Genomic DNA, 25,876 nt, shown 5'->3' on the forward strand with positions numbered 1-25,876 from the left:
CCACGCCCTGCTTTCATCGTTCAAAAAATACTCAAATCCAGAAACACCGGTTCACCGTGGCGCGACGCGTGCCATCCGGGGTCTCGACATCCAAAACCGTACCCGGTGTCCAATGGGTCATACGGATCATGCCGATCGCCACGTTGGTGTCAAAGTCCGGACTCCAGGCGGCGGAACTGACGCGCCCCACCACCGTGCCCTCAGACGTCACCGGCCACCACCTGTCACAGCCGGGCACAGGTGGTCCATCAATGGAAATCGCCCGGATTTCCTGCACCGGGCCTTCCTTGGCCACGCGCAGCAATGCATCGCGCCCGATACACCCAATCGCACTGTGGGTGTTGCAAAACTTGCCCAGCCCACATTCATGCGGTGTGTTGTCATCGGTCATGTCATTGCCGTAGCTCAACAAGCCACCCTCGATCCGTTCAATGAGGTTGGGGCACCCGGCATGTACATCCAGATCCTTGCCCGCCTCCATCAACGCATTCCAAAGCGGCATGCCGATGTCGCCGCCTTCAACATAAACCTCAAAGCCTCCCTGCTTGGAATATCCCGAGCGCGCGATCACCAGATCACGGCCCTGAAAATCAAACACGCCAAAGCGGAAAAAGCGAATGTCACGCACCCCGTCGCCAAAGACCCGCGACAGAAGCTCATCCGATTTCGGTCCCTGAATGGCCAGAGGGGATACATCCGGCTCATCCACCAGCACATCCAGCCGCCAGCCATGCGCAATCGCCTTGACCCAGTAGAGCAAGTCACTGTCAGCAATGGAAATCCACCAGCGGTCTTCTGACAGTTTCACCGCCACCGGATCGTTCAGCATCCCGCCGGTCTCATCCACGATAGGCACGTAGTAACATTGTCCAGCAGTCATACCGCGCAGGTCGCGCGGGGTGAGCATCTGCATCAAGCGCCCGGCATCCGGGCCACGCAGCTCGATCTGGCGTTCCACCGCAACATCCCAGATTTGTACCGCCTCTTTGAGATGCCGGTAGTCCTCCTCGACCGAGCGAAACACCGTGGGCAAAAGCATGTGATTATAGACAGTGTACGCCTTGACCCCGGCGGCTTCGACACCATCGGAAAAGGGTGTGCGGCGCAGACGCCGCGACGGAGACAAAAGCGCCATCAGCTTTTTCCTCGTAAATTACGTTTACATGTGGTGGGCGCTTTGCCCGTCGTGGAGTAGGCCGCAATGCCACAGGTGGCACAGCGGTATTCGACAAAGCGACCGTTTTGATCGCCGGTTTCTGCCCATTTACAGTCTCGCTTTCGAAACACCTGATCGAGCTTTCCGGCGACCGTGTCCCCAGCCCTCTGGCGACCCCAGGCCCACCAGACAAAGCCGATAACAGCCAGCGCGATGACAAGGGCCAGCGGCATCCTAAGCGTCCTCAGGCATCAAAAAGAGATCGGAAACCGGCGCAACCAACCCTGCTGCGGTCAACAGGGCATGAATTTGCCCGCGGTGATGGGTTTGATGGTTGAACATGTGGGTGACGCAAAGCGCAATGGGCTTGGTCACATCGCGCTGTGCAGCACCCGAGTACCACTTGAGGTCCCCTGCGAGGTCAACACTGCGCAGAGAATTGGCCCAATGCCGGACCTTGCCATCCAAGTGAAAGCGCGCAGCGTTCCACGCGCCCAGCGTTGGATGCAACATCGGGCTCTTTGGAATGCCACCCACGGGTGCCTCTACTGAGGGATCAAACCGGCTCATCCAGATCTGATCGCCCCAGAGCAAGTGATTGAGCGTGCCAAGGATCGACCCAAAGAACGCACCACGATCTTTGGTCAGAACCATCATCGGCTGACCATCCAACGCATCAAAGATCTGGCGGTTTTGCCAAGCCCCATAGCGCGCCATCATCTGACAATATTCTGGCGTGATCATCTGCGCGGCCTAGGGCTTGGGGCCTTTCCAGTCGATCGGGCAAATCTCGGCGGACTTGCCGCCAAAGTCCCAGATCCGACCATAGTCGCGCACTTTGGATTTGATCCCGCGCGCGGCAATGATGTCCGGGCCCATCCAGTACTTGGAGTTTGAGATCATCACCGGATGATCCTTGCTGGCCCCTTCGACCATCTCAATCTCGCCCTGAATTTTCCGGCCAATGTAAAGCCCGCGCTTGGTGCCTTCGCGGACAATCTCGACCTTTTCGCGTTCGGCCCCCACGATGTCACTCACCAGCATGGTGAAGAGACCCGTGGTGCCCCCAGCCGCACCAGAAAAAATCTGCAAGATACCATTATAGGCCTTGCCGCTGGCGCGCTCGTCCACATAAGCCGCCACTTTCCAGCCGCCTTCGGCCATGCGTCCAGGGATATCGACCATCAGGCCCACGTTGAGACCCGACAAATCCTCCCCCTCAAAATGCCCCTCATCAATCGCAATGGCCATCCAGGCGTGACAATGCCCTTCGGTCGGTGGATGCGCCCCGAGACTGACCACGCAAGGGCAAAAGACTTCGCAAGAGCAATTCAGGAACAGCTCACCCTTGATGGCCCATTCCGTGGGTGACATCTTGCGCCGCTTGGGGTTTTCCATGCGGTTGTCGATGCGCTGCGACACCGGCAGCTTGTCTGCATCCTGACGACGTTTTAGGGCCATGTTTCTATCCTCCCATAACCAGCGGCGCGGCCAATACGGCCAGTCCGCCTGCGATCAAGATCATGCCCATGGGCCGGATCACCCGGTGGCCGATCTGTGGTAACTTTTCCAATACCATAAAGAGCGTGGCCAGTCCCATCCAGAGCAGGCTCATCACTCCGCCGACAAATCCCAACGCCATGAAGCCCCAGCAACAGCCAACGCAAAAAGCGCCCATGCCCAGCCCCATGCGCAGCCCGCCGCCAAAGCCGGTGCGCCAGTGGCCCAGGAAATAGGTCATCGGGCTATGACACACCCCGTGACAGACCTCTTTGGCGCGGGTGAACTGAAAGGCCCCCACGACAATCAGCAGGCCACCAGAAATGAGCGTTGATTTGGCGATTCCCAGCATGTCAATCACACCGCCGAACAACAGCCCAAGCTGCACCAGCGTGATGAGGGCGGCAAAGCCCACCCATACGGCGAAGTAACCCAGCAGAACACCAAGCCAGCCCGGTGTCGTGCCATTGGCGCTATGAATGAGGTCTTCATAAGCCCGCAGCGTCGGCACCATCGTGGGCAGCATCATCGCCGCCATCATGATCGCCCACATGGCAAAAATCGAGCCAAACCGGTCCATCGCCATCATGCCTTCGCCCATCGACATTGGCATGCCAGGCTGCATTGCGCGCATCTTTTCCGCCATGGGTCCAGGACGCCCAATAAGGTCAAGGTCCATGCCAATCGCCATCATGTACATGACCATCCAGGCCATCAGAATGGTGGCAAATAACGCGAGCCAGGCGATGGAACGCAGCGACAAAACGGACATGAGCTTCGTGGCCCTTGGATTGAGTCTCAACTGGCGATATAATTGTCAGACATTTAAAGGTCTGACAAATGAAATCTTCCTCTGACAGCAAACCACAGGACCTCTCAGCGCAAATCGCCCAGGCCATCCGCGATGCCATCATCGAAGGCCGCATGATCGTGGATGAACGCCTGCCCTCGGAGGCGGAACTGTCAGAGCAGTTTGGCGTCTCACGGTCCACTGTGCGCGAAGCCCTCAAGCGGCTTGCAGCACAATCGCTGATCCGTACGCAGCGCGGCGCCTTTGGCGGGGCTTTTGTCAATCGTCTGAGCTACGAGGATGCCTATAGCCAGCACATCACGACCTCGACGCTTTTACTGTCGATGAACGCAGTCAGCTTTGAGACCGCCTGCGAGGCGCGCTATGCCATGGAACGGGCCTGCGCGCCCCGCGCGGTCGAACGCCGAACGCCCGATCATCTGGCCACCATGCGCGCCGAAATTCACCGCCAGTCCCAACCGGGCCTGAGCGACGAAAGCTTCTGCGCCTCAGATGTCGCCCTGCACCGCGCATTGGTCGATGCCGCGGGCAACCCGGTGCTCAGCTATCAACTCGCCGGGGCGGTTGAAGCCATGCAGCCTCTGATGAACATGATCACCTTCACAGCGCGCTCAAGAGAAGAGATTGTGGGTCTGCACACCGAACTGGCAGATGCGTTAGAAGGCGGACGGGCAAAAGACGCTGAAGCCGCGCTTCACAAACTCGAAGCTTACACACTGACTTTGGGGCATGATGTCATGGCCGCGCGGGCGCGCAAGTCGAGCTGATCAAATCGTGTCTGGCATACTGCCCTGTCGTCCGTTGCGAAAATCACTCGGGCTGACGCCCGTGCTGCGCTCAAACATTCGGCTAAACGCCGTGCGGCTGGAAAACCCAACTTGATGCGCGACGGCTTTGACCGGCAGGTCGCTCTCGCGCAGCAGAACTCCGGCCTTTCGAATGCGCAGGTCCCGCAACAATTCAATCGGTCCGGTGCCAAAGACATCCGCAAACCGTTGCGCAAATCGCGACCGGCTCATGCCGCAAAGCTCTGCCAGACTTTCAACAGTATGAGCGCCACCCGGATCATCAAGCATGGCACGCAAACTAGCCCAAAGCGATGTGTCCTTCAGCAGGTTCATCCATCCCACACTGGCCCCATCGCGTGCAAAACGGCGGCGCAGCAGATCAATCATGCACTGCGTCAACAAGACCCGGATCATGGCCCGGCTGCCCAATGTTGGCGCGCTCAGCTCTTGCAGAAGCATTTGCAGCACCGGTCCAAGAGTTTCGCCCTGCGTGATGTTTTCGCAAAGCGGAGCGCGGATCAGATCAATCACGTCTGACGCGCCGCGCAACCCGACTCGCACATGGGCGCACAGCGCTGTAATGCGGGCGTTCACCATGGTCCCCGGTTCCGATTTCAGCAATCGGCGCAACTGAAGCTCTGCGGGTTTGCATTCCGGTACCGGATGCGTTGACGGCCCTTCGCTCCTCAAAGTGTGGCGATGCATCGCCGGTATCAGGACCAATGCGCCCTGCGACACCGGGATGGAAGGCGCGCCACGCAAGATGATCTCCCCTTGCCCCGAAAGAATATAGTGCAGCGTCGCGCCTGTATCCTGCCCAAGTCCCAGATCACACGCACCACGCAGCTCACAGACTGCGAAGGGATCGGGGAAAATATCGATCCGGTCGAGGACTTCATCAAAGTTCATAGCCCAACCATATCCACGTTCTGGACGAAAAGATACGCATCCAATATCCAACGCACGTAATTCGGACGCACAGATACATCAAACCTTCCACGTTCAGGAACAGGCACATTCAAAAATGGAGGATTACCATGTGCAATGGACATGATCATGACCACGAAGAAACGGGCGCCAACATCTCACGTCGCGCGGCCCTGACCGGCGTTGCCGCCGCAACCGCGGCAGGTGCAGCGACCGCCCTGTCCGCTCCTGCAGCCGCTCAAGACAACCCCTATGCCGACCCTGCAGAACCAGCGCTGCCCCCGTCGAACATGACGCTCGATCTGAGCCGAGCGGCCCTTGTTGTGACCGACCCGCAGATTGACTTCCTGCATCCTGATGGCGTGACCTGGGGTGTGATTGGAGCCAGCGTTGAAGAGCACAACACCGTTGAGAACATCGAGACTCTCTTCAAGGCCGCCAAGGCCGCCGATCTGACCGTCGCTGTGTCACCGCACTACTATTACCCGACGGACAAGGGCTGGCGCTTCGAAGGGGCGCTGGAAAAACTGATGCACAAAATCGGGATGTTTGATCGCACAGGGCCGACCAATCTTGATGGGTTCGAAGGATCGGGCGCGGATTTCATGCCTCAATACAAACCCTATATCGAGGACGGCAAAACCATCGTGACCTCGCCGCACAAGGTCTATGGCAATGACACCAATGACCTCAGCCTGCAATTGCGCAAGAACGGCGTGGATCAGGTCATCCTTGCCGGTATGTCGGCCAACCTGTGCACCGAAAGCCACATGCGAGAGCTTTTGGAAGATGGGTTTGAGGTTGCTGTGGTGCGCGATGCAACTGCCGCTGCCATGCTGCCCGAAGGCGATGGCTACCTCGCGGCCCTGATCAATTTCCGCTACATGGCCAACGCGGTGTGGAGCACGGAAGAAACCATCGCGAACATCAAAAACGCAGGGTAACTGCTCTGAAATCCAAGTGAGTGCGTTAACACCTGTTTGGCGCACTCACTCGATCCGCCGGGCCTGATCAATCAGCATAATCGGGATGCCAGAGCGCACCGGAAAGGCCAGACCGGCGGCCTCGCTGATCAGCTCTTGGTTTTCCGCACTGTATTTCAACGACGTGTGCGTTTGCGGGCAGATCAACGCCTCTAGCATGCGCCGGTCTATCTCTGAGACTTCTGTGATTGTTGTCGTGTCAACACTCATTGCATGACTTCCCGTGCGTCGCCGCCGCGCATGGCAAACTCGATCAGCGTCACCAGTGTCTCACGTCGCGTGGCCAAACAGGGCGCCTCCAGAAGTGCCTGTTTGTCCTCAGGATCAAACCCCAGCAGCATAGACAGCGAATTGATCAACAACTCGTCATCCGCGTCCTTGAGCGAGTCCCAGTCGGTCCGCAACTCCTGCGCCTCGAAATACCGCCCCAAAAGCTGCATGAACCCGTCGCGATCAAAATTCTTGTCGCGATCTTCGGGACCGAGATCCCGCTCGAACCCGTCCCAGGACACTTCCGCGCGTCGGTAGGGTGTGAACCCGTCAACCTCTTGCTGAATGCGAAACCGCGACATGCCACACAGTGTAATCATGTAGCGACCATCTTCGGTCTCGGAAAACTGGGTGACACGTCCGGCACATCCGATCTGATGCAGCCCAGCGCCATCCTGACCTTTGAGGGGATTGGGTTGCACCATACCAATCAGGCGATGCGGGCTTTTGAGCGTATCCTCGAGCATCGCCAGGTAGCGCGGCTCGAACAAATGCAGTGGCAACCGCGAGCGCGGCAGCAAGAGCGCGCCGGGCAGCGGAAACAGCGAAATCGTGTCTGGAAGATCACCCTGATGCTTCATGGTGGTGATGTAGGGCGTTCCCTGCGTCAGGCAAATATCATTGAGCTCAATTTTCGACGGCCATTGAGGACGATGGGATCATTGGGTTTGAGCGCTTCGAAAATGGTGAAGAGCTGCGTTTTCGCAGCCGCGTCATTCCACTCGCGATCTCGGCGGAAAAGCTCCAAAAGCTCATTCACCGCCTCTTCGCTCTGACCCGCCGCCTGCAAGGCCTGCGCAAGGTCAAAACGCGCCTGATGATCATCTGAATCGGCCTCCACGGCGGCGCGTAGCTCCGCCACCGGCCCGGCATCTGCCGCTTGTCGCGCCAGCGCAAGCTGCGCATGGGCGGCCTCAAGCTCTGGGCTTTCAGCAATGGACGCAGGCGCACCGTTCAGGATGGCCTCAGCCTGATCAGGATCATCCAGCGCCAGATAGCTGGCCACCAGCCCGGCATAGGCGGCGGCGTTCTCGCCATCCTCTTGTAGGATCGCCGCAAATGTTTGGGCGGCATCCGCAGCGGCGCCCTGGTCAAGCATCTCTTGCGCGGCGGCCACCGCATCGTCCAACCCACCGCTGGCATCCCCACCCGCAGCTTCAACAGTCCGCGCTACAAACGCGTCAATCTCGGATGGCGGAACAGCCCCCTGAAACCCGTCAATAGGCTGGCCCTTGAAAAAGGCATAGACCGTCGGGATCGACTGCACCTGAAGCTGGCCTGCGATCATCTGGTTTTCGTCCACATTGACCTTGGCCATCTTGACCGCACCCTTGGCCTTGGCCACCGCGGCCTCAAGCGCCGGACCCAGTGTTTTGCAAGGCCCGCACCAAGGTGCCCAGAAATCCACAATCACCGGCACGGTTTGTGACATCTCCACGACCTCGGTCATGAAGTCCGCCTCTGAGACGTCCTTGATCAGGTCATCTGCAGCTGGGGTTTGACCACCGAGTTCAAGCATAACAGCCTCCGGATTCATCATTTGGATCAGTTGGCCGTTACATGGCGTAGCCCGCCGCGTTCTGCAAGAGGCAGTGTTTGCGGGTGAATGAGTTTAACCTTTGGCTTCAGTACGACCCAACGCTTAAAGTGAGGTTTGTGTGGAATGGCTGCTTGTAGCCCAAAGTTACGCCGATTTCAATTTAAGCAACTGCCCCGTTCAACCCGAACACCTGCAATCTCACCATTGCGCATGTACGCTATCTGAACCCCAATTGCATTCCGGCGCACGTCCCAATCAGGTCGCCATGGCGCATCGCTAAAGAGCGGCGCAACAAACATCGAATAGATTGAGCATGATGGCGGAACGTACTCCAAAAACGATCCGCGTAATGTCCGAGAAGTTAATGGCGGCTTTTGAGTATCAGAAATCGTAAAGGCATAAATCGCCATACCTTGCGCACGAAACCAATCCTCAACCCTCTCAGAGGTGCGCAAAATGTCTGCGATGTAGAAAACGCAAAGCGTCACTTCCTTGTCGTTGTTAAAGTCAGCCCATCTCAAATCCAACAAATTCAATGGCGTATCGTTGGTCTCAACGTCGGCAAGACACGCGGTTACGTCAGGAAACTTCTCGTGAGCTTCTTTGATGAAGACGTGGTTAAAACTCATCTGTCTCCCATTTGACATGAAAGGGGATGGATTATTAATCTTGGGATGTGATGCAGGAATTAGGAAACTTAGTCGCTCTGCTTCGTCGATTGATGGGGGCTGGATGTTGGATGAATAGATCGCGACGGACTGCTTATAGCTTCGAACTATTTCAAACGCTGTTACACAGAGGGCTAATCCGAGAAATAAAGAAAGAATGGTTCTCAAAAAACGTCTCACCAAGTCACTCCAAGTTGAGGCTTCAGTTATCTATTGTCCCTTTTGGACAATACCAAGGTAGATGTATTCTTTGTCCGCACTACCGCCTTTCAAAACAGCCTCTTTTCCAACCAAACTCATTGGATCTTGAGTTGGAGCCCTTGGCGGATCTTCGTTCGTTTCTTCAAACATGAGATCACGAGCCGCAGGCCTGTTGTGCCAGCGACGGTCTATAATCGGATGTGCTCCAGGCGTGTTAGACCTTCGGCAACGGCAAACACCCCGGCAACCCCGCAGGCAGGACCATCCGCCCCCCTGCCCGGTAAAGCGCCAGACCCAAACCCTCGGTATCGCCGCGCACGGCAAGCCAAAGGCCCCCACCGCCGACCACTGCGGCACCTTCCGGCAAGTTGTTCACAAAGTCCCGGCTCGGCAAAAGGACAATCGCGCCGGGGGCTGCGTCACTGACCACCATCACCGTCAAAACCGTGGCCAACCACCCTCCTGCCACACAGATCAGCGCGACCCCCCACGTCCTAATAGTCATGGATATGTTCCAGCCTGAGCCGGTCCGGGCCACTCGCCGCCTGCATCTGGCGCAGACGCTCGGCCAGATCACTGACCTTCAAAAGCACCAAATGACGGTTGTCGCCATAGCCCTGCCGCGCAAAGCTGTGCAGTGCGCCATCGGCGGTCTTGGCCTGCGACAGGGCGGTGAACATGATGTCGTCATTGCCCGCAATCTCGACAAACTCTGCCCCCTGCCCGGCCATCTGAACCAGCAACTCTGTCAACTCCCGATAGCGCGGCGTTTCGATCTCGATGCCTTCGGCGCGAGTGTCAATGAACGTGACACCGTCCAGCGCCTCGATCTGCTCACGCTCTAGCCCACTTACGATCATCCGCAAGGTAAGCTCATCTGGCCCCACCTGCTCAACCGCGTTGCCAATGACCCGCGCGTAAGCGGCCTTGATCTTGTACTCTGTGCCCAGCGCCGCCGCGCGTTCGACATCGCGGAACTGATCCGTGGCGTTGGTCAAAAGGTCTTCGCGGTCGCTGTCGAAATCCCATTTGAACCACGGCACCTGCTGCAGGAACGCCGCATAGGCCCTGGCCTGATCGGCAGAGAGTTCATCAAGCGGCGCGCGATCCTCACCCCGCTGCCACGCCGCCGCCCGGCCCAGTGTTTCCTCATACGCGGCCTTGGCCAAAAGCTCTGCGGTGAAACTGACGCCGATCACATAGACCATGCGCTTGGTTTCCCAATCCATGCCGCCGTGGTCGGCCGAGGCAAAACTCAGCTCGCAGAGCGAGGACCAGAAGCCACCAATGGCTTGCAGATACCCAAAGTCATGCGGGTCGCCCGTGCTGATCACCTGCGCATAGTCGTCATATGCGTGCACGATATGCCATTCAGGGTAAGTCATCAGCGTGCGCGCCTCAGAGCGGTGATGCTCAGGCGGCAGGATGGCGGTGTATGTGGCATCCTTGGTCTTTGGAATGCAGGCCAGCTCATTATAGCCCGCAGGCATGAGCAGGCCGATAACCAATACGACCAGCAACAGGACCAGCCGCAGGGTCCATTTGAACAAACGCCGGATCACGTCACGCCCCCGGTCGAGCTTCAGCCCGGCAAAGAGCGCAAAGCCCCCCAGCCCAATATGCGGCAGGTTGGCCAGGATACGCGGCACCGATAGCGAGAAGCCTTCAGAAGGGTTGGAGAAGATCGCCAGATCGAGAAAGCCGTATGCTGTGAATATCCCAAAGATCCCATCGGCCAGATACAGCGCGCCAAAGATGACCAGAAAAATCTTGGCCGCCCGGTGGCTGATGAGCGCTGCCGATAGTGCCCAGAGGGCTGAGACCACATGCAGTGCATCGTCAAACGGATCAAGCGCGAAGATACCAAAGGCCAGCCCATTTTCATCGGTCAGTCCGGGAATATAATTCAGCGACGCCGCCACAAGCAGCGCCACAGTGTAGAACAAACAAATTTTACGCAATAAGGTCATAGCTGGCTCAGATACTGGTCCCAAAGATGGTTACGAAAGACAAGGCTTGGATCAAGCGCCCGTTTGGCCTCTGCAAATTCCTGGGCACGCGGGTATCCGCGCCGCATCTGGGTGACCGTGGCGTGTGGTCGATACGGCAAGTAATACGTCCCGCCAATGGCAATCACCCCGTCAATCAGTTCCCGCGTCATGCGCGCCATGTCGGCCTCGCCTCGCCGTGTCATTTCCTGACTGAACGACATCACCGCCGCAATCCGTGGCACCGGCGCATAGGAGAGCCAGCTATCGGGATCGGTGTCGATATAGCGCAAGGTCACGTTCAGGAACTCTTGGAAGGATCCCGGGATCACCCGCTGACACAGGTCTACAAACTCGGCAAACCGCTCCGGGCTGACGAAATATTCATGCAGGATATCCGTGCGATCCGGATTACGATCATCAAGCGTGAGAACCGGCTCATTCATCAGCGAATTGCGCGTCGCAACACCATCTCCGATAGAGGGGCCAAGATCGGTTTCAAACCACCAGCGCAGGGATTTTGCAGGCTCATTGCCAAGCTGCCAGCGGTAAACCCGGCTGGCGATATGCGCCATTGCGCCCGAGCCGGACGCGGCGGGCAGATCGGATTGATCCTCTGTCGCACGATAGGTTATCATCAGCGCCTTTTCGAAAAAGCTCTCACGCTCCACATTGAGCCGCCCATAGGCCATCGTGACCGCCGGGTCCAAGAGGACTTCGACGAAACGTGTGCCATACTCTTTGGCGGGAAACTCCTCGAATGTGGGGGCAAGCCGCGTGTTGCGCTCCATCTCGACCACCATCTCGGTGATCGCGCCGGTCAGGCCATAGCCCCCCATCGTCTGACCAAAGAGATCGGCGTTTTGCGTGCGCGAACATGTCACCAGCTCGCCATCCGCCAGCACCATGTCAAAGCTTTGCACAGTCGCCCCCATCGGCCCCATCTTCACCGGCCAACCGTGGGCATTGACGCAAAACGTCGCCGCCACGCCGAAATCATGGTTGGATTGCATTACCTTGGGGCCAAAACCGATAGGGTCGAGTGCCGCGATCACCTCGGCCCAAGTTGTGCCTGCCTGCACCCGGTAGGTGCCAGCGTCAGTGTCCGGTTCGACAAAGCCACCCTGATAAGTGATCGCGTGCCCGTCTCGCGGAATAGCCTGCGCGCCCATGGAATGACGCGCGGCACTGACATTCACCGCCCGGCCCGAAGTGCGCGCAATCCGAATTTCATCGCGCAGCGCCTCCACCAAGGCGTCGCCACGGCTGTTTTCGAGGATCAAGTGTTTGTGAATGGGTGTCTCAGACAGACCACTGGCATCATTGAGCGTGCCCTCTGCCCCGCTCGGTTTGATCCAGGAGACGCCGTCATAGCTGGGCAAATCGGCACCCAGCCGGTGCGTCGCCAACCCGCCGATCAGGGCACCGCCACCCAGTAAAAGCGCACGTCTCGAAAGCTTGCGCATCGCATCCCTCTCTAACGCCCCATAATGCCATCTTTGCAGCAAAGGCGCCAAATGCCAGGTCCGGAAACCCTGACTTTTTCAATCAACGCATTGGGTTTGCACCAGAAAATGCGCATTTTCTGGGCCATTTTCTGTATAGAAAAAGGTCTCTTTGAGAGCAATCAGAGGTCAAATGTCGCAAAAACCGGCGCATGATCTGAAGGCTTTTCCCATCCGCGCGCGTCACGCAGGATACGGCTGGAATGGGCGGCACTGGCAATGTCCGCACTGGCCCAGATATGATCCAGCCTGCGCCCTTTGTCGGCGGCGTCCCAGTCGCGGGCGCGGTAGGACCACCAGCTATATAGCTGTCCCTTGGGGATGTCCGCGCGGGTGACATCTGACCAGCCGCCTGCCTCCATCACATCGCCAAAATGCTCCACCTCAATCGGCGTGTGACTCACAACTTTCAAAAGCTGCTTGTGGCTCCAGACGTCATCCTCGCGTGGGGCGATGTTCAGATCCCCCACCAGGATGGACTTTTCGGGGCGCTCGGATTTGAACCAATCCCGCATATCCGTCAGGTAATCGAGCTTTTGGCCAAACTTCTCATTCACCTTCCGGTCCGGCACATCGCCCCCCGCAGGGACATAGAAGTTGTGAATGACCGTGCCATTCTCCAGCCGTCCCGCCACATGACGCGCATGACCCAGTCCGGCAAAATCCTTATCGCCCAAATCTTCAATCGGCAGCTTCGACAGGATCGCCACGCCATTATATCCCTTCTGCCCGCGCGCAATCATGTGGGTATAACCCAGTGCAGCAAACCCTTCCGTCGGAATTTTCTCGACCGGGGATTTGCACTCTTGCAGGCACAGGACATCCGGCGCTTCCTCACTCAGAAGCTTGGCAACAATCGGTTCGCGCAGACGCACGGAATTGATGTTCCAGGTGGCAAGCGTAAAGGGCATGGCAGCGTCCTGACCAGATTATTGCGCGGATTGATCGGCAATAAGCCCCAGCGCCAACTCAAGTGCAAGCAGGAACGCATCGGGATCCTCGATCTGCGGGATATGGCCCAGGTCTGGCATCAGGACCAACTCCGATCCCGGCGTGGCGGCATTGAGCGCAAAAGCCTGATCCACCGGTGTCACCGTGTCTTCCTCGCCCCACATGTAGACCACCGGAAGCGTCAGCGCCGCGTAGTTCTCTTTTCGTGTGCTCAGTGCGTCCTGCGGCGGCACCAGCAGCGAAGGCAGCCAATCCGAATAGGCCGCCGTCGTGCCTTCGCGTTCAAAGGGTCGTGTCAACACACCGACCACCTCATCGCTGGCCGCCTCTTTGACATGAATGAGTCCTCTGAGGAACACGCGTGTGAGCCAGGGATTGGTCATGGTAAGCGCCGTGGCCGCCTCCCGGATTGGCTCAAGGCGGAGGATGAAAGGCAGGCTTTCGTTCTTTTCATGCGCGCCCAGTCCCAGCGCGCCGTCCACAACGATCAATGCCGCAAAAGCCGAGGGGTCCTGCATCACCGCCTCGACACCCGGCGCCGCCCCAACCGAATGTGCTACTAGAATAGGTTTCACACCCAGTGCTTTTACCAAGGCGCGTATACGCTCAGCTTGACGCGTGCGCGCATAGTCTCGGTCCAAGGCATGATCAGAAAAGCCAAATGGTGGCATATCAAACGCCACCGCGCGCCACCCCTCTGCGCTCATTTCTTTCAAAGTTGGCGCCCAAAGTCCCGACCAGGCGGCAGTCCCATGCGCAAAGAGCAGCATCGGCGCGTCCACTGGTCCCTCTTCCAGCACGAAAATCGCGCCTTCGGATGTCTCAACCAACCGTCCTTCAGGTGGCAGGATCGCCGCGCGCGGATCGCCTTCCCGCAAAAACGCCGCTCCGCGCGCCAATAACAGTACAACCGCCGAAACAACGCCCAGCCAGAACAAGGATTTTGTGATCCACCGCATGCAACGCGCTCCCTTTTGGGATGCAGCATAGCAACCCGCGACGTCGCCACAATGATGAGCCGCCAAAAAAAGACCCCGGGCAAAGCCGGGGTCAGTCCAACAGGGAGGTGCATATATTAGCCGCCATATGCTGCGGTGTAAGTCAGAGATAGCAGGTCGAAGACTCGGTCTCTTTGACTTGTGTCAAGTTTTCACGCCAAAAGCCGGTACCCGCCAGATTCGGTCACCAGAAGCCGCGCGTTGGACGGATCCGGCTCGATTTTCTGACGCAACCGGTAGATATGTGTCTCAAGCGTATGCGTGGTCACGCCTGCGTTGTAGCCCCAGACTTCGTGCAAAAGTACATCGCGCGCCACCACGCCATCGGGCGAGCGATACAGAAACTTCAGGATGTTGGTTTCTTTCTCGGTCAGGCGAATTTTGCGGTCATCTTCGGTGATCAGCATCTTCATCGCTGGCTTGAACGTGTACGGCCCAAGCTGAAAAATCGCATCTTCGGATTGCTCGTGCTGACGCAGCTGCGCGCGAATGCGGGCCAGAAGCACAGGAAACTTAAAGGGTTTGGTGATGTAATCATTGGCCCCGGCATCGAGACCCAGGATCGTGTCGGCATCACCATCATGGCCCGTCAGCATCATGATCGGCGCTTTCACGCCCTGTTTGCGCATCAAGCGGCACAGCTCGCGCCCATCTGTGTCGGGCAGACCCACATCCAGAATGACAAGGTCGTAGATGCCGTCCTTGGCCCGCGCCATGGCGTCGGTTCCGTTGGCCGCCTCGAAGACATCAAAGTCTTCGGTCATCACCAACTGTTCACTAAGCGCCTCGCGCAAATCCTCGTCATCATCGACGAGCAGAATCTTCTTAAGCTGAGCCATACCAATTTTCCTCTTTGCTTGGCCAAGTACTTGTGACACGCCAAGCTTGCAGGCAAGGTCTGTGACAGAGCAATCACGCCCAAGTGTAACTGAGGGGCAAAATGTTTCATTTGGTTTCAAAACCCTGTAGGCGGGTCGAGAGTTTGCAGACGATGACAAAGGAAGATGTGTGACCAGCCTCGGCCCTGACATGACAGACCTTCTGGCACGTGCGCGGGCGGATCTACGCATGGGTGTACCGGTTGTTCTAGAGGCGTCTGGTCAAACGGCTCTTGTCCTGTCCGCCGAGACGCTGAATGCGACGCGTCTAAAGGCGTTGCAGGATTTAGAGGGTATGCCAGTGCTGGTCATTTCAGCCCGACGGGCTGAGACGCTCAAAGCGCGCCCCTATGACGGGGATCTCGCACGCATTGTTCTGCCAGAAGAGGCGACACTCGATTGGGTACAAGGCGTGGCCGATCCTGCCGATGACCTCAGCATGCCCATGAAAGGTCCACTCCTGTCCGAGCGCAGCGGATCAGCGGACCTTCATCGTACAGCAATTGCGCTTGTCAAATCCGCACGGCTGTTACCAGCGTCTGTGGTCTTGCTCAGTGACATGCCAAATGATCCGGCGCTCACCCGCCTCGACGCAGAAGCGGTGTCAATCACGCTGCAAGACCAAAGCCCCATGCACCGAGTTGTCAGTGCCCGTCTGCCCTTGCCCGTGTCCGAAGCCGGACGCCTGCACATCTGGCGTCCCGAAGATGGCGGAGAAGAACACTACGCCGTGGAAATCGGCACCCCCGACCGTGACATTCCGGTTCTGGCGCGCCTGCACTCGGCCTGCTTTACCGGCGACTTGCTCGGGTCTTTGAAATGCGATTGCGGCCCGCAGCTTCGCGGCGCTCTGGCGCAGATGGGGACCGAAGGCGCAGGCGTCCTGCTCTATCTTAATCAGGAGGGCCGCGGCATCGGCCTTGCCAACAAAATGCGCGCTTATGCGCTCCAGGATCAGGGCTTTGACACGGTCGAGGCCAACCACCGCCTGGGTTTTGAGGATGACGAACGCGACTTCCGTATCGGTGCGGCCATCTTGCGGGATATGGGCTTTTCGTCTGTACGGCTTCTGACCAACAACCCTGCCAAGATAGACATGATTCAGGCCCATGGGATCGAAGTGACCGAACGCGTGCCCCTCAAGGTTGGCGAAGGCGAGCACAACCGTGCCTACCTGGCCACCAAGGCGAAGAAATCCGGACATTTGTTGTAAAGTCGGGAAGTCGGCTTTCCGGGACGGAGCAGACATCGCTTTCTGCACGACCAAAGTCTGTTTTTCAGATTCCCGAGAAGTATTTCCTTAAGCTTTTGTCGCTAGGAACACAGCTTTCTGCATACCTGTCGAACACGTCTGCGCGCATGGCTAGTTTCTCATTCAAATTTTCAAGCGGATCGCCGACTTCAAACGGTTTCTCGGAGACCGTTAATAATACTTTTACCTACACTGGTCCGAGCAGCCCGGATGGTGAAATTGTCATCACGGATAATGGATCCGGAATAGATGGTCAGACACTGGAAGACGACAACGGTGGCGGCAGCGAATTAGCAACCGGTACGGCTACAATTGGCGGATTGACCTCAACGGATAGTCTCGTCAATGCCGAAAGGGCCTACACCGTTAGAGACGAAGTCACCGGCAGAGTGTTTGAAGTTGTCTCTCTGGAAATTGAGACAGGCGACGCTGCTGGCTTTTACACGCTGTCCGAAGTGCCTCTGGTTGCGGGGCGCAGCTACACCTTGCTTGATTTCGATGGTTCCCCGGATGCGTCATCTGGCGACCCCGCCTTCACTTACGCCGAGTACGTATGTTTTGGCGACGGCACTCTCATTGCAACGCCGCAAGGGCCGCGGAAGGTCGAAAGCCTTAGTCGAGGCGATCTGGTAGAGACGCTCGATCATGGCGCACAGCCGCTCATTTGGACAGGGTCAAGGCGTCTGAGCTTCGGCGACAACGACAGCAGCCAGAAACCAATCGAGATCAAATCTGGCTCCTTGAGGAACGGGATGCCCCACAGCCGGCTCGTTCTCTCGCCCCAACACCACATTTTGATTGCCGGGCCGTCCGTGTACGACATCTCAGGCGACAATGAAGCATTCGCACCTGACAAAAGCTTGCTCAAGATCAAGGGAATCCGCGTCATGGCTGGCCGAAAACACGTCCGCTACCACAGCCTCATGACTTGGCGGCATGAGGTCTTGTTTGCCAATGGACTTCCAGTCGAGAGTTTTTGGCCTGGCCACTATGCACGATCACTACTTGCTTGGACTGATAGACTGACCATTTTGTCGCTCTTTCCCGGCATCTCTCACGATGTTGACATAGCCTATGGACCGATGGCCCGCAGACGAGTTTCGGTTGGACAAATTCGTTCGTTAGATGTTACTTCACTTGTTGCGCCGGTTACCGGTCATCAAGAAAGCTGCTGTTAGAGCAGAACGCAGCGCTGCGTAGTTTGGGCTCAAAGATGGCTTCCCATACGGTCATGCCGAAGATGCAGCCTAACGCTCCTCGCCGGCATCCGGGTCGGCCTGTCCCACGCCCAGGAACACCGGCTTGAGCGGAACGATCCAGATGATGCCCAGCACCACAAACACCGCCAGTTCCGTCAAAAACCCGATCTCAAACCGCGCGCGCAACCAATCCGTCAGGTTCACAGCCACCACAATATAAAGCGGCAGCGCGATGAGCAGGATCAGCAGCGACAGCTTGCGGCGTGTTTTGTAAGGCAGTGCCATCACGGCTCCTCAATCGGCGAACGGATCGGTCACAAGGATCGTGTCTTCCCGTTCCGGTGAGGTAGACAGTAGCGCGACGGGGCATTGGATCAACTCTTCCACCCGGCGCACATATTTGATCGCATTGGCCGGAAGGTCGGCCCAGCTGCGCGCGCCTTCGGTGGTCTCCGACCAGCCCGGCATTTCCTCGTAGATCGGCGCACAGCGCCATTGCTGATCGGTAGCGGTCGGCAGATAATCCAGCCGCTCGCCATCGAGCTCATAGCCGACACAGATTTTCAGGGTCTCAAACCCGTCGAGCACATCAAGCTTGGTCAGCGAAATACCCGTAACGCCCGAAGTGGCACAGGTCTGCCGCACGAGGGCTGCATCAAACCACCCACAGCGCCGCTTGCGCCCCGTCACGGTGCCAAATTCATGCCCACGCGTGCCAAGCCGGTTGCCGTCTTCATCTTCCAGCTCAGAGGGAAACGGCCCCTCGCCCACCCGCGTGGTATAGGCCTTCACAATGCCCAGCACGTAATCAATGGAGCCGGGGCCAATACCCACACCCGTGGCGGCCTGTCCTGCAATCACGTTGGACGAGGTCACAAACGGGTATGTGCCGAAATCAATGTCGAGAAGCGCGCCTTGCGCCCCTTCAAACAGGATGCGTTTGCCCGCCTTGCGTTTCTCATTGAGCACCTTCCAGACCGGAGCCGCGTATTGCAAAATCTGCGGCGCAATCTCGCGCAGCTGTGCCAGAAGCGCGTCGCGATCAATGGGCTCAATCCCCAACCCCTTGCGCAGCGGATCGTGGTGCTGCAGCGCCCGGTCCACCCGCGCCTCAAGCGTGGCGTCATCCGCCAGATCCGCCACCCGCACCGAGCGCCGCCCGACCTTGTCCTCATAGGCCGGACCAATGCCACGCCCCGTTGTGCCAATCTTGGTGCCTTTACTGGCCGCCTCTTCGCGCGCGCGATCAAGCTCGCCATGGATCGGCAGAATGAGCGGCGTGTTCTCGGCAATCATCAGCGTCTCGGGGTTGATCTCGACCCCCTGCTCGCGAATGGTGGCGATTTCATTCACCAAATGCCAGGGATCCAGCACCACACCATTGCCAATCACCGACAACTTGCCACCCCGCACCACACCCGAAGGCAGCGCGTTGAGCTTGTAGACCTTGCTATCAATGACCAGCGTGTGCCCGGCGTTATGCCCGCCCTGAAACCGCGCGATCACATCGGCCCGCTCTGAGAGCCAATCGACAATCTTGCCTTTTCCTTCGTCGCCCCACTGAGCGCCGACAACCACAACATTCGCCATGAAGACCCCTTTGGTTTCGGTGAACCCCGCGCCGGTATAGCGAGAGGCCAAGGCGGGGGAAACCGGAATTTCAGGACCGTGGTGCGGCGCAATGACTGGACAGAGGCCATGCCCCTTGGCACTCTGCGCCCAAAACGCAAAAGGAGCAGACATGGCAGGGTTTTTGGCACGGTGGGCGGTGGCGTTTGTTTTATTGGCGGCCACGTTCAACCCGACGGAATGGAATTACGTCCGATGGGTTCGGGTAAACTGGGGCGACCAGATGCCGGTGGCGGTGCTTCTGGGTCTGATCCTTCTGGTCGGCTACATCATCTATCTGCGCGCCACGCTGCGCTCCATCGGGGCGTTCGGCATGGGGCTCGTGCTGGCCATTGCCGCGGCCCTTGTCTGGGTTCTGGTCGATTTCGGCTGGATTAACCTCGACAACCCCACGGCCAATCTCTGGCTTGGGCTTGTGGCCCTCTCACTGGTGCTCGGCATCGGCCTCAGTTGGAGCCACGTCCGCCGCCGCCTCAGCGGTCAGGCGGATATGGATGATGTGGATGAGTGAGGGGGCTGGAATTTTGCGAAATTCCAGGCTGATTTCTTGCAAGAAATCATGCGCTGCATGACCTGCTAGACCAGTGTGGTTGATGGGAGAGCGAGGTCTACTAAGAGTCCAAAGTGATTACCCTTTCGGGTCAAACAGCGGTTTCAGATTTTGAAACCGCGAAAATTTCAAAGGCTCCACATTTTCGCTGAATTACCCCAAGTGCACACACCAGTTTGAAAGAGCCATCGCTGTCAATTTCGAATAATTCGACACCATACTCTACCAACTCTCCATCAAATCGTGCGTCTGATAACTGATTGAAAATCAGAGTAGCTTCCGTGTCGGTTCTCCGCCACCAATCGGTTTTTGGATCGATTGTGCAAAGCCTTCCAAGATTTAGCCTCAGACTGCTTTCGTCCGAAGAAAGTACAACTGAAAGTACTTCAGCATCATGCAAATCCATATAGTGTGCTAAGAACTTTCTGATGTCGTGAGGCGATCGATAGGTTATCGTTGTCGCCATCGTAAGTCTGCTTTCGTTTGCTTGAGGACATCAGGTGCTTCAAAAAGATTTTGACACAGGCGTGCTTGAAATGGCCAGAGTTCAAAGGCAGGAATTTTCGCAAACCTGCCTTTCGACCTTAAATCGCCCGACTGTATAACTGGACAACTGCCATCAACGACAAACAGGCCGATTAACCAGAGCCGCGCGATGGCCAGACCGCGGGATGGCGAACTTACATTTGTTCATTACACTTTATGTCCGACCATTCGGAAAATGTTTTGTCCGACGCGCTTACGTTGACCAATCGCCAGCCCAGGGGGCGGTCTGGCGATCGCGCGGCGGGCCTGCGGCCCTTGATTCCGCGCGAGGGTGTGCAAAGACGTCACAAAGCGGTGTGTCGACACCACCTCCCCCAATCCGCCAAACACCGACTTGCAGCGTCGACACTTATTGCTTAGATACCGCCCATCCGAGACCCAAAGGGCCGATCCATGGAAAACGTCATTCTGCTTATCCACCTTCTGCTGGCGCTGGCGCTGATTGCGGTTGTGCTTTTGCAACGCTCCGAAGGCGGCGGTCTGGGCATGGGCGGCGGTGGCGGCAATGTCTCTACGGGCCGCGCGGCGGCCACGGCCATGGGCAAGCTGACCTGGGTTCTGGGCATTTCGATTTTCTGCACTACGCTGGTTTTAACCGTGATTGCGGCGCAGAATTCCGGCGGCAGCTCTGTTCTGGACCGCATTACTGATGATGCCCCCGCTTCAAGTGGCGACAGCTCCGTGCCTGGCCTGCCCTCCACGGGCGAAGGCCTCCTGCCGCCATCGCTTGACGATGACGCACCCCTGGTGCCTCTGGCGGACTAACACCACAATCGGTAGATAACTTCAAAAAGACCGCAACATCATGTTGCGGTTTGCTTGCGCATATCAAACGAATCCTTTATGGGTTTAGTCCCGTGGGTTTGCGGTCTTTCCAGGACAGTTCGAGCCTCAAAAACAGCCCTGAAAACGGGCGTTCATCAGGCGCTGTCAGCCAAAATACACGGGGGGTAGAGACGCCAGACCATGGCTCGTTACGTTTTCATTACAGGTGGTGTTGTCTCCTCATTGGGCAAAGGATTGGCCTCGGCCGCTCTGGGTGCCTTACTACAGGCCCGAGGCTTTTCCGTACGGCTGCGCAAACTCGACCCTTACCTCAACGTCGATCCCGGCACGATGTCGCCCTTTGAGCATGGCGAGGTATTCGTCACCGACGACGGGGCCGAAACAGACCTCGATCTGGGCCATTACGAGCGTTTCACAGGTGTGCCTGCGCGCATGACAGATTCGGTCAGTTCGGGGCGTATCTACTCCAACGTGCTGGAACGTGAACGGCGCGGCGACTATCTTGGTAAAACCATTCAGGTCGTCCCCCACGTCACCAATGAAATCAAAAAATTCATCGAGATCGGCGATGATGAGGTCGATTTCATGCTTTGTGAGATCGGCGGGACCGTGGGCGACATCGAGGGGCTGCCGTTTTTTGAGGCCATCCGCCAGTTCAGCCATGACCGTCCGCGCGGCGAGTGCATTTTCATGCATCTCACCCTCCTGCCCTATCTGGCCGCATCGGGTGAGTTGAAAACCAAGCCGACGCAGCACTCGGTCAAAGAACTGCAGTCCATCGGCATCGCGCCCGATATTTTGGTCTGCCGCTCGGAACAACCGATCCCCGAAAAAGAACGCGAGAAAATCGCGCTCTTCTGTAATGTGCGCAAAGAGGCCGTTGTCGCAGCCTATGACCTGAACTCCATCTATGAGGCGCCTCTGGCCTACCATCGCGAGGGTCTGGATCAGGCAGTGCTGGATGCCTTCAACATCTCCCCTGCCCCGAAACCCGACCTCAGCACATGGATCGACGTGGTGGACCGCATCCACAACACCGATGGCGCGGTCAATATTGCGATTGTTGGCAAATACACCCAGCTTGAAGATGCCTATAAATCGATCAAGGAGGCACTCACCCATGGTGGCATGGCCAACCGGGTGAAAGTAAATGTCGAATGGGTCGATGCCGAGATTTTCGACGAAGAAGACCCCGCCCCCCATCTCGAAGGATTTCATGCTATCCTTGTGCCCGGCGGCTTTGGCGAGCGCGGCACTGAAGGCAAGATCAAGGCCGCGCAATTCGCCCGCGAACGCAAGATCCCCTATCTGGGCATTTGCCTCGGCATGCAGATGGCTGTCATCGAGGCGGCGCGCAACCTGGCGGGCCTCAAGGACGCCGGCTCAGAAGAGTTTGATCACGAGGCTGGCAAAAAACGTTTCACGCCCGTGGTCTATCACCTCAAGGAATGGGTTCAGGGCAACGAAAAGGTCAAACGCAAAGTCACCGATGACAAAGGCGGCACCATGCGGCTTGGCGCCTATGATGCGGTGCTCAAAAAGGGATCAAAGGTGGCCGAAGTCTATGACAGCCTAGCCATAGATGAACGCCATCGCCATCGCTATGAAGTCGACACCAAATACCGCGAAAAGCTGGAGAAATGCGGGCTGATCTTTTCCGGCATGTCCCCCGACGGGCGCTTGCCGGAAATCGTAGAATGGGAAGATCACCCGTGGTTCATCGGCGTACAGTTCCACCCCGAGCTGAAGTCCAAACCTTTCGCGCCGCACCCGCTCTTTGCTGACTTCGTGCGCGCGGCGCTGGAAACCTCGCGCTTGGTCTAGGCCTAACGACCTTTCACCGCCCGTTTGCGTGGCACAGGTTTGCGCAGGTCGCGCTCTTCGGTTTCTTCCTCCGGCAGATAGCGCAGCATGCGGCGCGAGACGCCAAGCTCCATCACCGGGCTGAGAAGATCGCGCAGCAAGCTTTGGTTTTCGGCATAAACAGCCGTTTCATGCTCTCGGTCGAGCCGCAACTCATTGTTGGTCAGCGTCGCGATAATCGCCTCATCAAGAACGTACCGCCCTTGCCGGTTGTCTTCTCGATCCTTCGCCTGCGCGATCAACCAACGATCCAACCTGCGACGATCAAGAACACCGCGATCCGGCCAGGCCAGGTAGAAACCAGAGTTCACCCGCAAGCAGATATTGTCCAATAGCCGCGCTGTGGCTTTCCATTTCTCAGGCACGTCGCGCTTGGGCATATAGTTGAACCGCTCTGGTTCACCATTCAGAAACGCAGACACCGCCGAGCCGAGATCCATGCATTTCTGTGCCATGATCCAACTTAGGACGGTCTGTGGATACGCGCCCCAGTCATACGCCATCGCCAATGCGCGCAACTCGTCATCTGTCCCTGTCTGGGCCAGCTCAAGCTGTTCGTCCGGGGTGCCTTTGGACCAATCAAAGTCCTTGAAAGTTGCCTCTGTTGGCATCTTGCCTCACATCTACAAAAAATCACGCGTCCTGAGCCAAGTTTATCTGCCCCGAAAGCGCTATTTCTTAGGTGCAAATGTGACGCGATTGAGACTTTAGCCGCGAAGATTGCAAAGCTGTGTTTCCTCATCCAGAATTATCCGAAAATACGCAGACAGAGAGGACAGTATGGCCAAGGGATATTGGGTGGCACATGTCGATGTGGACGACCTTGGCGAATATGAATCCTACAAAACCGCCAATGCCGCCGCGTTTGCCGAATATGGCGCGCAATTCCTGGTGCGCGGTGGCGCGCGCGAGCTGCGCGAAGGTGATGCACGCACCCGCACAGTGGTGATCGAGTTTCCCACCTACAAAGCAGCTTTGGCATGCTACAACTCCAAAATCTATCAGAATGCCAAGGCGCTGCGCGATCCCATTTCAACCGGCGATCTCGTGATTGTCGAAGGTGTCAACAGATAGAAAGGGGATCGACACATGGACGCAAAATCATTTCTACACAGACTCTTGCACGCTTTTGACGCGCCTGAACCTGACCCGTTGCCCGAACCGGATGAGAAACTGGCGCTTGGCACTTTGCTTGTGCGGGTCGCCAAATCCGACCTGACCTATGTCTTTGCCGAAATCAGTCAGATCGATCGGCTCTTAACCCGTTTATTTGATCTTGGTCCCATCGAGGCTGCCAAAATGCGTGCCACCTGTGAACGTCTCGACAAAGAGGCACCGGAAACCGAAAAATTCGCACGGATCATCCGAGAAATGGTCAGTTTCGATGCACGCCTCGACGCTCTTGAGGCGCTGTGGGAAGTGGTGTTGGCCGATGGGTCAATCCGGACACAGGAAATCGAAGTGATCTCGAAAGTCCAGATCGCCCTGGGACTGAGCGAAGAAGACAGCGTCGCCGCCAAGGCCAAAGCGATGGAACAAATGGGATGAACCGAACCCTGCCCATTGGCGCGTCGCGCCCTTTCGCCTATATGCATCCCTATGTTTGCTGATTTTCTCAAGAACTTAGTGGCCCCAGAGCCCGAACCCCTGAACGACAGTGACGCAAGACTTGCGCTTTCTGCGCTTTTGGTGCGGCTGGCGCGCACCGACGGTGAATATTCCGTCTCCGAAGCAGCGCGGATCGAAAGCATAATCTCCGCCCGCTACGGGTTAAGTACAACGGACGCACGATCCTTACGCGGTGAAGCCGAAACGCTGGAGTCCGAAGCGCCCGACACCGTGCGGTTTACCCGTGCGATCAAGGACGCGGTGGCCTACGAGGACCGCATCGGCGTGATCGAGGCGCTTTGGAAAGTCGCCCTTGCCGACGGCGCCCGCGATGCCGAAGAAGATGCGCTCATTCGTCTGGCTGCCAGCCTTTTGGGCGTCAATGATGTCGACAGCGCCAAGGCTCGGCAACGTGTTGCAAACGCTGGATAAACCTGCATGATTGCGAGCCTGCCGATGTATGACCGCCACGAATTGCAGGCGGCCAATGATCGCCTGTGGCACGCCGTTCGTGAAAACTTGGGCTTTGGGCCAGACAGTCTGAAGCGTGATGGTGACATCTGGGAGCACTGGATGTCCCCCGATCTTTTGTTGTCACAAACCTGCGGCTTCCCCTACCGCGCAAGGCTGCACGGCGCTGTGCAACTTGTGGGCACACCGGACAATCGTCTGGAAGGCTGCGCACCCGGCGAATATTGCTCGGTCTTTGTGGCTCGTGCAGATGAGCTGCGAGATCAAATCAAAGACTACTCATCTTCTGTTTTCGCCTACAATGAACCGCTCTCTCAAAGCGGTTGGGCAGCTGCGGCGAACTATGGCTTTAGTCGCGGCTTTTCGTTCGCCAGAACCTCAAAGTCCGGAGGGCATCTTTTCTCGGCCAAGGCTGTGGCCGAGGGGCGCGCCGATCTGGCCGCGATTGATGCGCTGACCTGGCGACACATTCAGCGATATGATGATTTTGCCGCACAGCTGCGCGTGGTCGCGCATACAGACCCGACACCAACCCTTCCGTTCATCACAGCCCGTGACCGAGACCTGGCCCCGATCAGAGACGCGCTGGCCAAGGCCATCGCTGACTTACGCGAAGACGACCGTGAGTCACTCTCGTTATATGGTCTCGTCGACATCCCCGCTGAGCGCTATCTGAGCGTGCGAACGCCAGTACCGCCCAGCAGTTGACGTTGCGGAAAGAAGCCTGAAAACTCCGCTTTGGTGGCAAAATCACTAATCAAACAGCGTTTTTCGGCGATTTGAAAGTTGCATTGTGCAAATTTTTGCG

General features: G+C 57.5%; 31 protein-coding genes. 11 read left to right on the plus strand and 20 right to left on the minus strand.

Annotation, left to right across the window (positions count from 1 at the left end; genetic code table 11):
• Positions 1 to 31: 31 nt before the first annotated feature.
• The 5 genes from RZ517_RS12475 to RZ517_RS12495 are packed head-to-tail and all read right to left on the minus strand — an operon-like array spanning position 32 to position 3,428.
• Positions 32 to 1,135 (minus strand): dimethylsulfoniopropionate demethylase, encoded by a 1,104-nt coding sequence (locus RZ517_RS12475; protein ID WP_338548530.1) that lies wholly within the window; start codon positions 1,133 to 1,135, stop codon positions 32 to 34.
• The gene (locus RZ517_RS12480) at positions 1,135 to 1,389 is read right to left on the minus strand and encodes a hypothetical protein (protein ID WP_338548531.1); all 255 of its coding nucleotides are present in this window, start codon (positions 1,387 to 1,389) and stop codon (positions 1,135 to 1,137) included. The genes RZ517_RS12475 and RZ517_RS12480 overlap by 1 nt, the downstream gene beginning before the upstream one ends.
• A 1-nt stretch (position 1,390) precedes the next feature.
• Positions 1,391 to 1,900 (minus strand): DinB family protein, encoded by a 510-nt coding sequence (locus RZ517_RS12485; protein WP_338548532.1) that lies wholly within the window; start codon positions 1,898 to 1,900, stop codon positions 1,391 to 1,393.
• Between the two features lie 9 nt (positions 1,901 to 1,909).
• Entirely contained in the window at positions 1,910 to 2,617 is a 708-nt protein-coding gene (locus tag RZ517_RS12490; protein ID WP_338548533.1) for a DUF1326 domain-containing protein, read from the minus strand.
• A gap of 4 nt (positions 2,618 to 2,621) precedes the next feature.
• Positions 2,622 to 3,428, minus strand: coding sequence for a DUF2182 domain-containing protein (locus tag RZ517_RS12495; RefSeq protein WP_338548534.1), 807 nt, complete (start codon positions 3,426 to 3,428; stop codon positions 2,622 to 2,624).
• A gap of 68 nt (positions 3,429 to 3,496) precedes the next feature.
• On the opposite strand from RZ517_RS12495, the gene RZ517_RS12500 reads away from it, so the two are divergent.
• Complete coding sequence (locus RZ517_RS12500; protein ID WP_338548535.1) at positions 3,497 to 4,234, plus strand: FadR/GntR family transcriptional regulator; 738 nt, start codon at positions 3,497 to 3,499, stop codon at positions 4,232 to 4,234.
• Here the strand turns inward: RZ517_RS12500 and RZ517_RS12505 are convergent, their stop codons facing one another.
• The gene (locus RZ517_RS12505) at positions 4,235 to 5,164 is read right to left on the minus strand and encodes an AraC family transcriptional regulator (RefSeq protein WP_338548536.1); all 930 of its coding nucleotides are present in this window, start codon (positions 5,162 to 5,164) and stop codon (positions 4,235 to 4,237) included.
• Between the two features lie 128 nt (positions 5,165 to 5,292).
• On the opposite strand from RZ517_RS12505, the gene RZ517_RS12510 reads away from it, so the two are divergent.
• Positions 5,293 to 6,126 carry a cysteine hydrolase gene (locus RZ517_RS12510; protein WP_338548537.1) on the plus strand — a complete coding sequence of 278 codons (834 nt, stop codon included), beginning with the start codon at positions 5,293 to 5,295 and terminating at the stop codon, positions 6,124 to 6,126.
• A 45-nt stretch (positions 6,127 to 6,171) separates the two neighbouring features.
• Here the strand turns inward: RZ517_RS12510 and RZ517_RS12515 are convergent, their stop codons facing one another.
• From RZ517_RS12515 to RZ517_RS12560, 10 genes are all read right to left on the minus strand, one after another.
• Entirely contained in the window at positions 6,172 to 6,375 is a 204-nt protein-coding gene (locus RZ517_RS12515) for a Trm112 family protein (RefSeq protein WP_338548538.1), read from the minus strand.
• Positions 6,372 to 7,016, minus strand: coding sequence for an LON peptidase substrate-binding domain-containing protein (locus tag RZ517_RS12520; protein ID WP_338548539.1), 645 nt, complete (start codon positions 7,014 to 7,016; stop codon positions 6,372 to 6,374). The genes RZ517_RS12515 and RZ517_RS12520 overlap by 4 nt, the downstream gene beginning before the upstream one ends.
• A gap of 26 nt (positions 7,017 to 7,042) precedes the next feature.
• Positions 7,043 to 7,954 (minus strand): tetratricopeptide repeat protein, encoded by a 912-nt coding sequence (locus tag RZ517_RS12525; protein WP_338548540.1) that lies wholly within the window; start codon positions 7,952 to 7,954, stop codon positions 7,043 to 7,045.
• A 176-nt stretch (positions 7,955 to 8,130) separates the two neighbouring features.
• Positions 8,131 to 8,604: a hypothetical protein gene (locus RZ517_RS12530; protein ID WP_338548541.1), complete on the minus strand. Its 474-nt coding sequence runs from the start codon at positions 8,602 to 8,604 to the stop codon at positions 8,131 to 8,133.
• 454 nt (positions 8,605 to 9,058) lie between these two features.
• The gene (locus tag RZ517_RS12535) at positions 9,059 to 9,349 is read right to left on the minus strand and encodes a hypothetical protein (RefSeq protein ID WP_338548542.1); all 291 of its coding nucleotides are present in this window, start codon (positions 9,347 to 9,349) and stop codon (positions 9,059 to 9,061) included.
• Positions 9,339 to 10,814 (minus strand): hypothetical protein, encoded by a 1,476-nt coding sequence (locus RZ517_RS12540; RefSeq protein ID WP_338548543.1) that lies wholly within the window; start codon positions 10,812 to 10,814, stop codon positions 9,339 to 9,341. Before RZ517_RS12540 ends, RZ517_RS12535 begins: the two co-directional genes overlap by 11 nt.
• A complete protein-coding gene (locus tag RZ517_RS12545; protein WP_338548544.1) occupies positions 10,811 to 12,298 on the minus strand; it encodes an FAD-binding oxidoreductase in 1,488 nt (495 codons plus the stop codon). The genes RZ517_RS12540 and RZ517_RS12545 overlap by 4 nt, the downstream gene beginning before the upstream one ends.
• A gap of 161 nt (positions 12,299 to 12,459) precedes the next feature.
• Entirely contained in the window at positions 12,460 to 13,248 is a 789-nt protein-coding gene (locus RZ517_RS12550) for an exodeoxyribonuclease III (RefSeq protein ID WP_338548545.1), read from the minus strand.
• An 18-nt stretch (positions 13,249 to 13,266) separates the two neighbouring features.
• The gene (locus RZ517_RS12555; RefSeq protein WP_338548546.1) at positions 13,267 to 14,247 is read right to left on the minus strand and encodes an alpha/beta fold hydrolase; all 981 of its coding nucleotides are present in this window, start codon (positions 14,245 to 14,247) and stop codon (positions 13,267 to 13,269) included.
• 191 nt (positions 14,248 to 14,438) lie between these two features.
• Positions 14,439 to 15,125, minus strand: coding sequence for a response regulator transcription factor (locus RZ517_RS12560; protein WP_317057689.1), 687 nt, complete (start codon positions 15,123 to 15,125; stop codon positions 14,439 to 14,441).
• A gap of 190 nt (positions 15,126 to 15,315) precedes the next feature.
• Between RZ517_RS12560 and ribA the strand changes: the two genes are divergently transcribed.
• Together ribA and RZ517_RS12570 are read left to right on the plus strand one after the other, a co-directional pair.
• On the plus strand, positions 15,316 to 16,377 hold the full coding sequence (gene ribA / locus RZ517_RS12565) for a GTP cyclohydrolase II (RefSeq protein WP_338551152.1): 1,062 nt from the start codon (positions 15,316 to 15,318) through the stop codon (positions 16,375 to 16,377).
• Positions 16,378 to 16,523: 146 nt separating this feature from the next.
• Complete coding sequence (locus RZ517_RS12570; protein ID WP_338548547.1) at positions 16,524 to 17,594, plus strand: Hint domain-containing protein; 1,071 nt, start codon at positions 16,524 to 16,526, stop codon at positions 17,592 to 17,594.
• A 69-nt stretch (positions 17,595 to 17,663) separates the two neighbouring features.
• On the opposite strand, the gene RZ517_RS12575 is transcribed toward RZ517_RS12570, so the two are convergent.
• Both RZ517_RS12575 and RZ517_RS12580 read right to left on the minus strand, forming a co-directional pair.
• On the minus strand, positions 17,664 to 17,900 hold the full coding sequence (locus tag RZ517_RS12575; RefSeq protein WP_338548548.1) for a DUF2842 domain-containing protein: 237 nt from the start codon (positions 17,898 to 17,900) through the stop codon (positions 17,664 to 17,666).
• A 9-nt stretch (positions 17,901 to 17,909) separates the two neighbouring features.
• Positions 17,910 to 19,205 (minus strand): adenylosuccinate synthase, encoded by a 1,296-nt coding sequence (locus RZ517_RS12580; RefSeq protein WP_338551153.1) that lies wholly within the window; start codon positions 19,203 to 19,205, stop codon positions 17,910 to 17,912.
• A 151-nt stretch (positions 19,206 to 19,356) separates the two neighbouring features.
• Between RZ517_RS12580 and RZ517_RS12585 the strand changes: the two genes are divergently transcribed.
• Positions 19,357 to 19,755, plus strand: coding sequence for a DUF6524 family protein (locus RZ517_RS12585; RefSeq protein ID WP_338548549.1), 399 nt, complete (start codon positions 19,357 to 19,359; stop codon positions 19,753 to 19,755).
• Positions 19,756 to 19,885: 130 nt separating this feature from the next.
• On the opposite strand, the gene RZ517_RS12590 is transcribed toward RZ517_RS12585, so the two are convergent.
• Complete coding sequence (locus RZ517_RS12590; protein WP_338548550.1) at positions 19,886 to 20,260, minus strand: hypothetical protein; 375 nt, start codon at positions 20,258 to 20,260, stop codon at positions 19,886 to 19,888.
• Between the two features lie 473 nt (positions 20,261 to 20,733).
• Between RZ517_RS12590 and secG the strand changes: the two genes are divergently transcribed.
• Together secG and RZ517_RS12600 are read left to right on the plus strand one after the other, a co-directional pair.
• The gene (gene secG / locus RZ517_RS12595) at positions 20,734 to 21,105 is read left to right on the plus strand and encodes a preprotein translocase subunit SecG (protein ID WP_338548551.1); all 372 of its coding nucleotides are present in this window, start codon (positions 20,734 to 20,736) and stop codon (positions 21,103 to 21,105) included.
• Positions 21,106 to 21,306: 201 nt separating this feature from the next.
• Positions 21,307 to 22,950: a CTP synthase gene (locus tag RZ517_RS12600; RefSeq protein WP_338548552.1), complete on the plus strand. Its 1,644-nt coding sequence runs from the start codon at positions 21,307 to 21,309 to the stop codon at positions 22,948 to 22,950.
• A gap of 2 nt (positions 22,951 to 22,952) precedes the next feature.
• Here RZ517_RS12600 and RZ517_RS12605 read toward each other — a convergent pair whose 3' ends face one another.
• Positions 22,953 to 23,600, minus strand: coding sequence for a hypothetical protein (locus RZ517_RS12605; RefSeq protein WP_338548553.1), 648 nt, complete (start codon positions 23,598 to 23,600; stop codon positions 22,953 to 22,955).
• A gap of 169 nt (positions 23,601 to 23,769) precedes the next feature.
• Here RZ517_RS12605 and RZ517_RS12610 point away from each other — a divergent pair, with 169 nt between their 5' ends.
• From RZ517_RS12610 to RZ517_RS12625, 4 genes are read left to right on the plus strand one after another with little or no spacing between them, the layout of a single operon-like run.
• Positions 23,770 to 24,063, plus strand: coding sequence for a DUF1330 domain-containing protein (locus tag RZ517_RS12610; RefSeq protein WP_338548554.1), 294 nt, complete (start codon positions 23,770 to 23,772; stop codon positions 24,061 to 24,063).
• Between the two features lie 15 nt (positions 24,064 to 24,078).
• Positions 24,079 to 24,537, plus strand: a complete 459-nt coding sequence (locus tag RZ517_RS12615; RefSeq protein WP_338548555.1) for a TerB family tellurite resistance protein — start codon at positions 24,079 to 24,081, stop codon at positions 24,535 to 24,537.
• Between the two features lie 51 nt (positions 24,538 to 24,588).
• Positions 24,589 to 25,029, plus strand: a complete 441-nt coding sequence (locus RZ517_RS12620) for a TerB family tellurite resistance protein (protein ID WP_338548556.1) — start codon at positions 24,589 to 24,591, stop codon at positions 25,027 to 25,029.
• Between the two features lie 6 nt (positions 25,030 to 25,035).
• The gene (locus RZ517_RS12625; RefSeq protein WP_338548557.1) at positions 25,036 to 25,776 is read left to right on the plus strand and encodes a phosphate/phosphite/phosphonate ABC transporter substrate-binding protein; all 741 of its coding nucleotides are present in this window, start codon (positions 25,036 to 25,038) and stop codon (positions 25,774 to 25,776) included.
• Positions 25,777 to 25,876: the final 100 nt, after the last annotated feature.

This window comes from Roseovarius sp. S88 (assembly GCF_037023735.1).
Lineage (GTDB): Bacteria > Pseudomonadota > Alphaproteobacteria > Rhodobacterales > Rhodobacteraceae > Roseovarius > Roseovarius phycicola.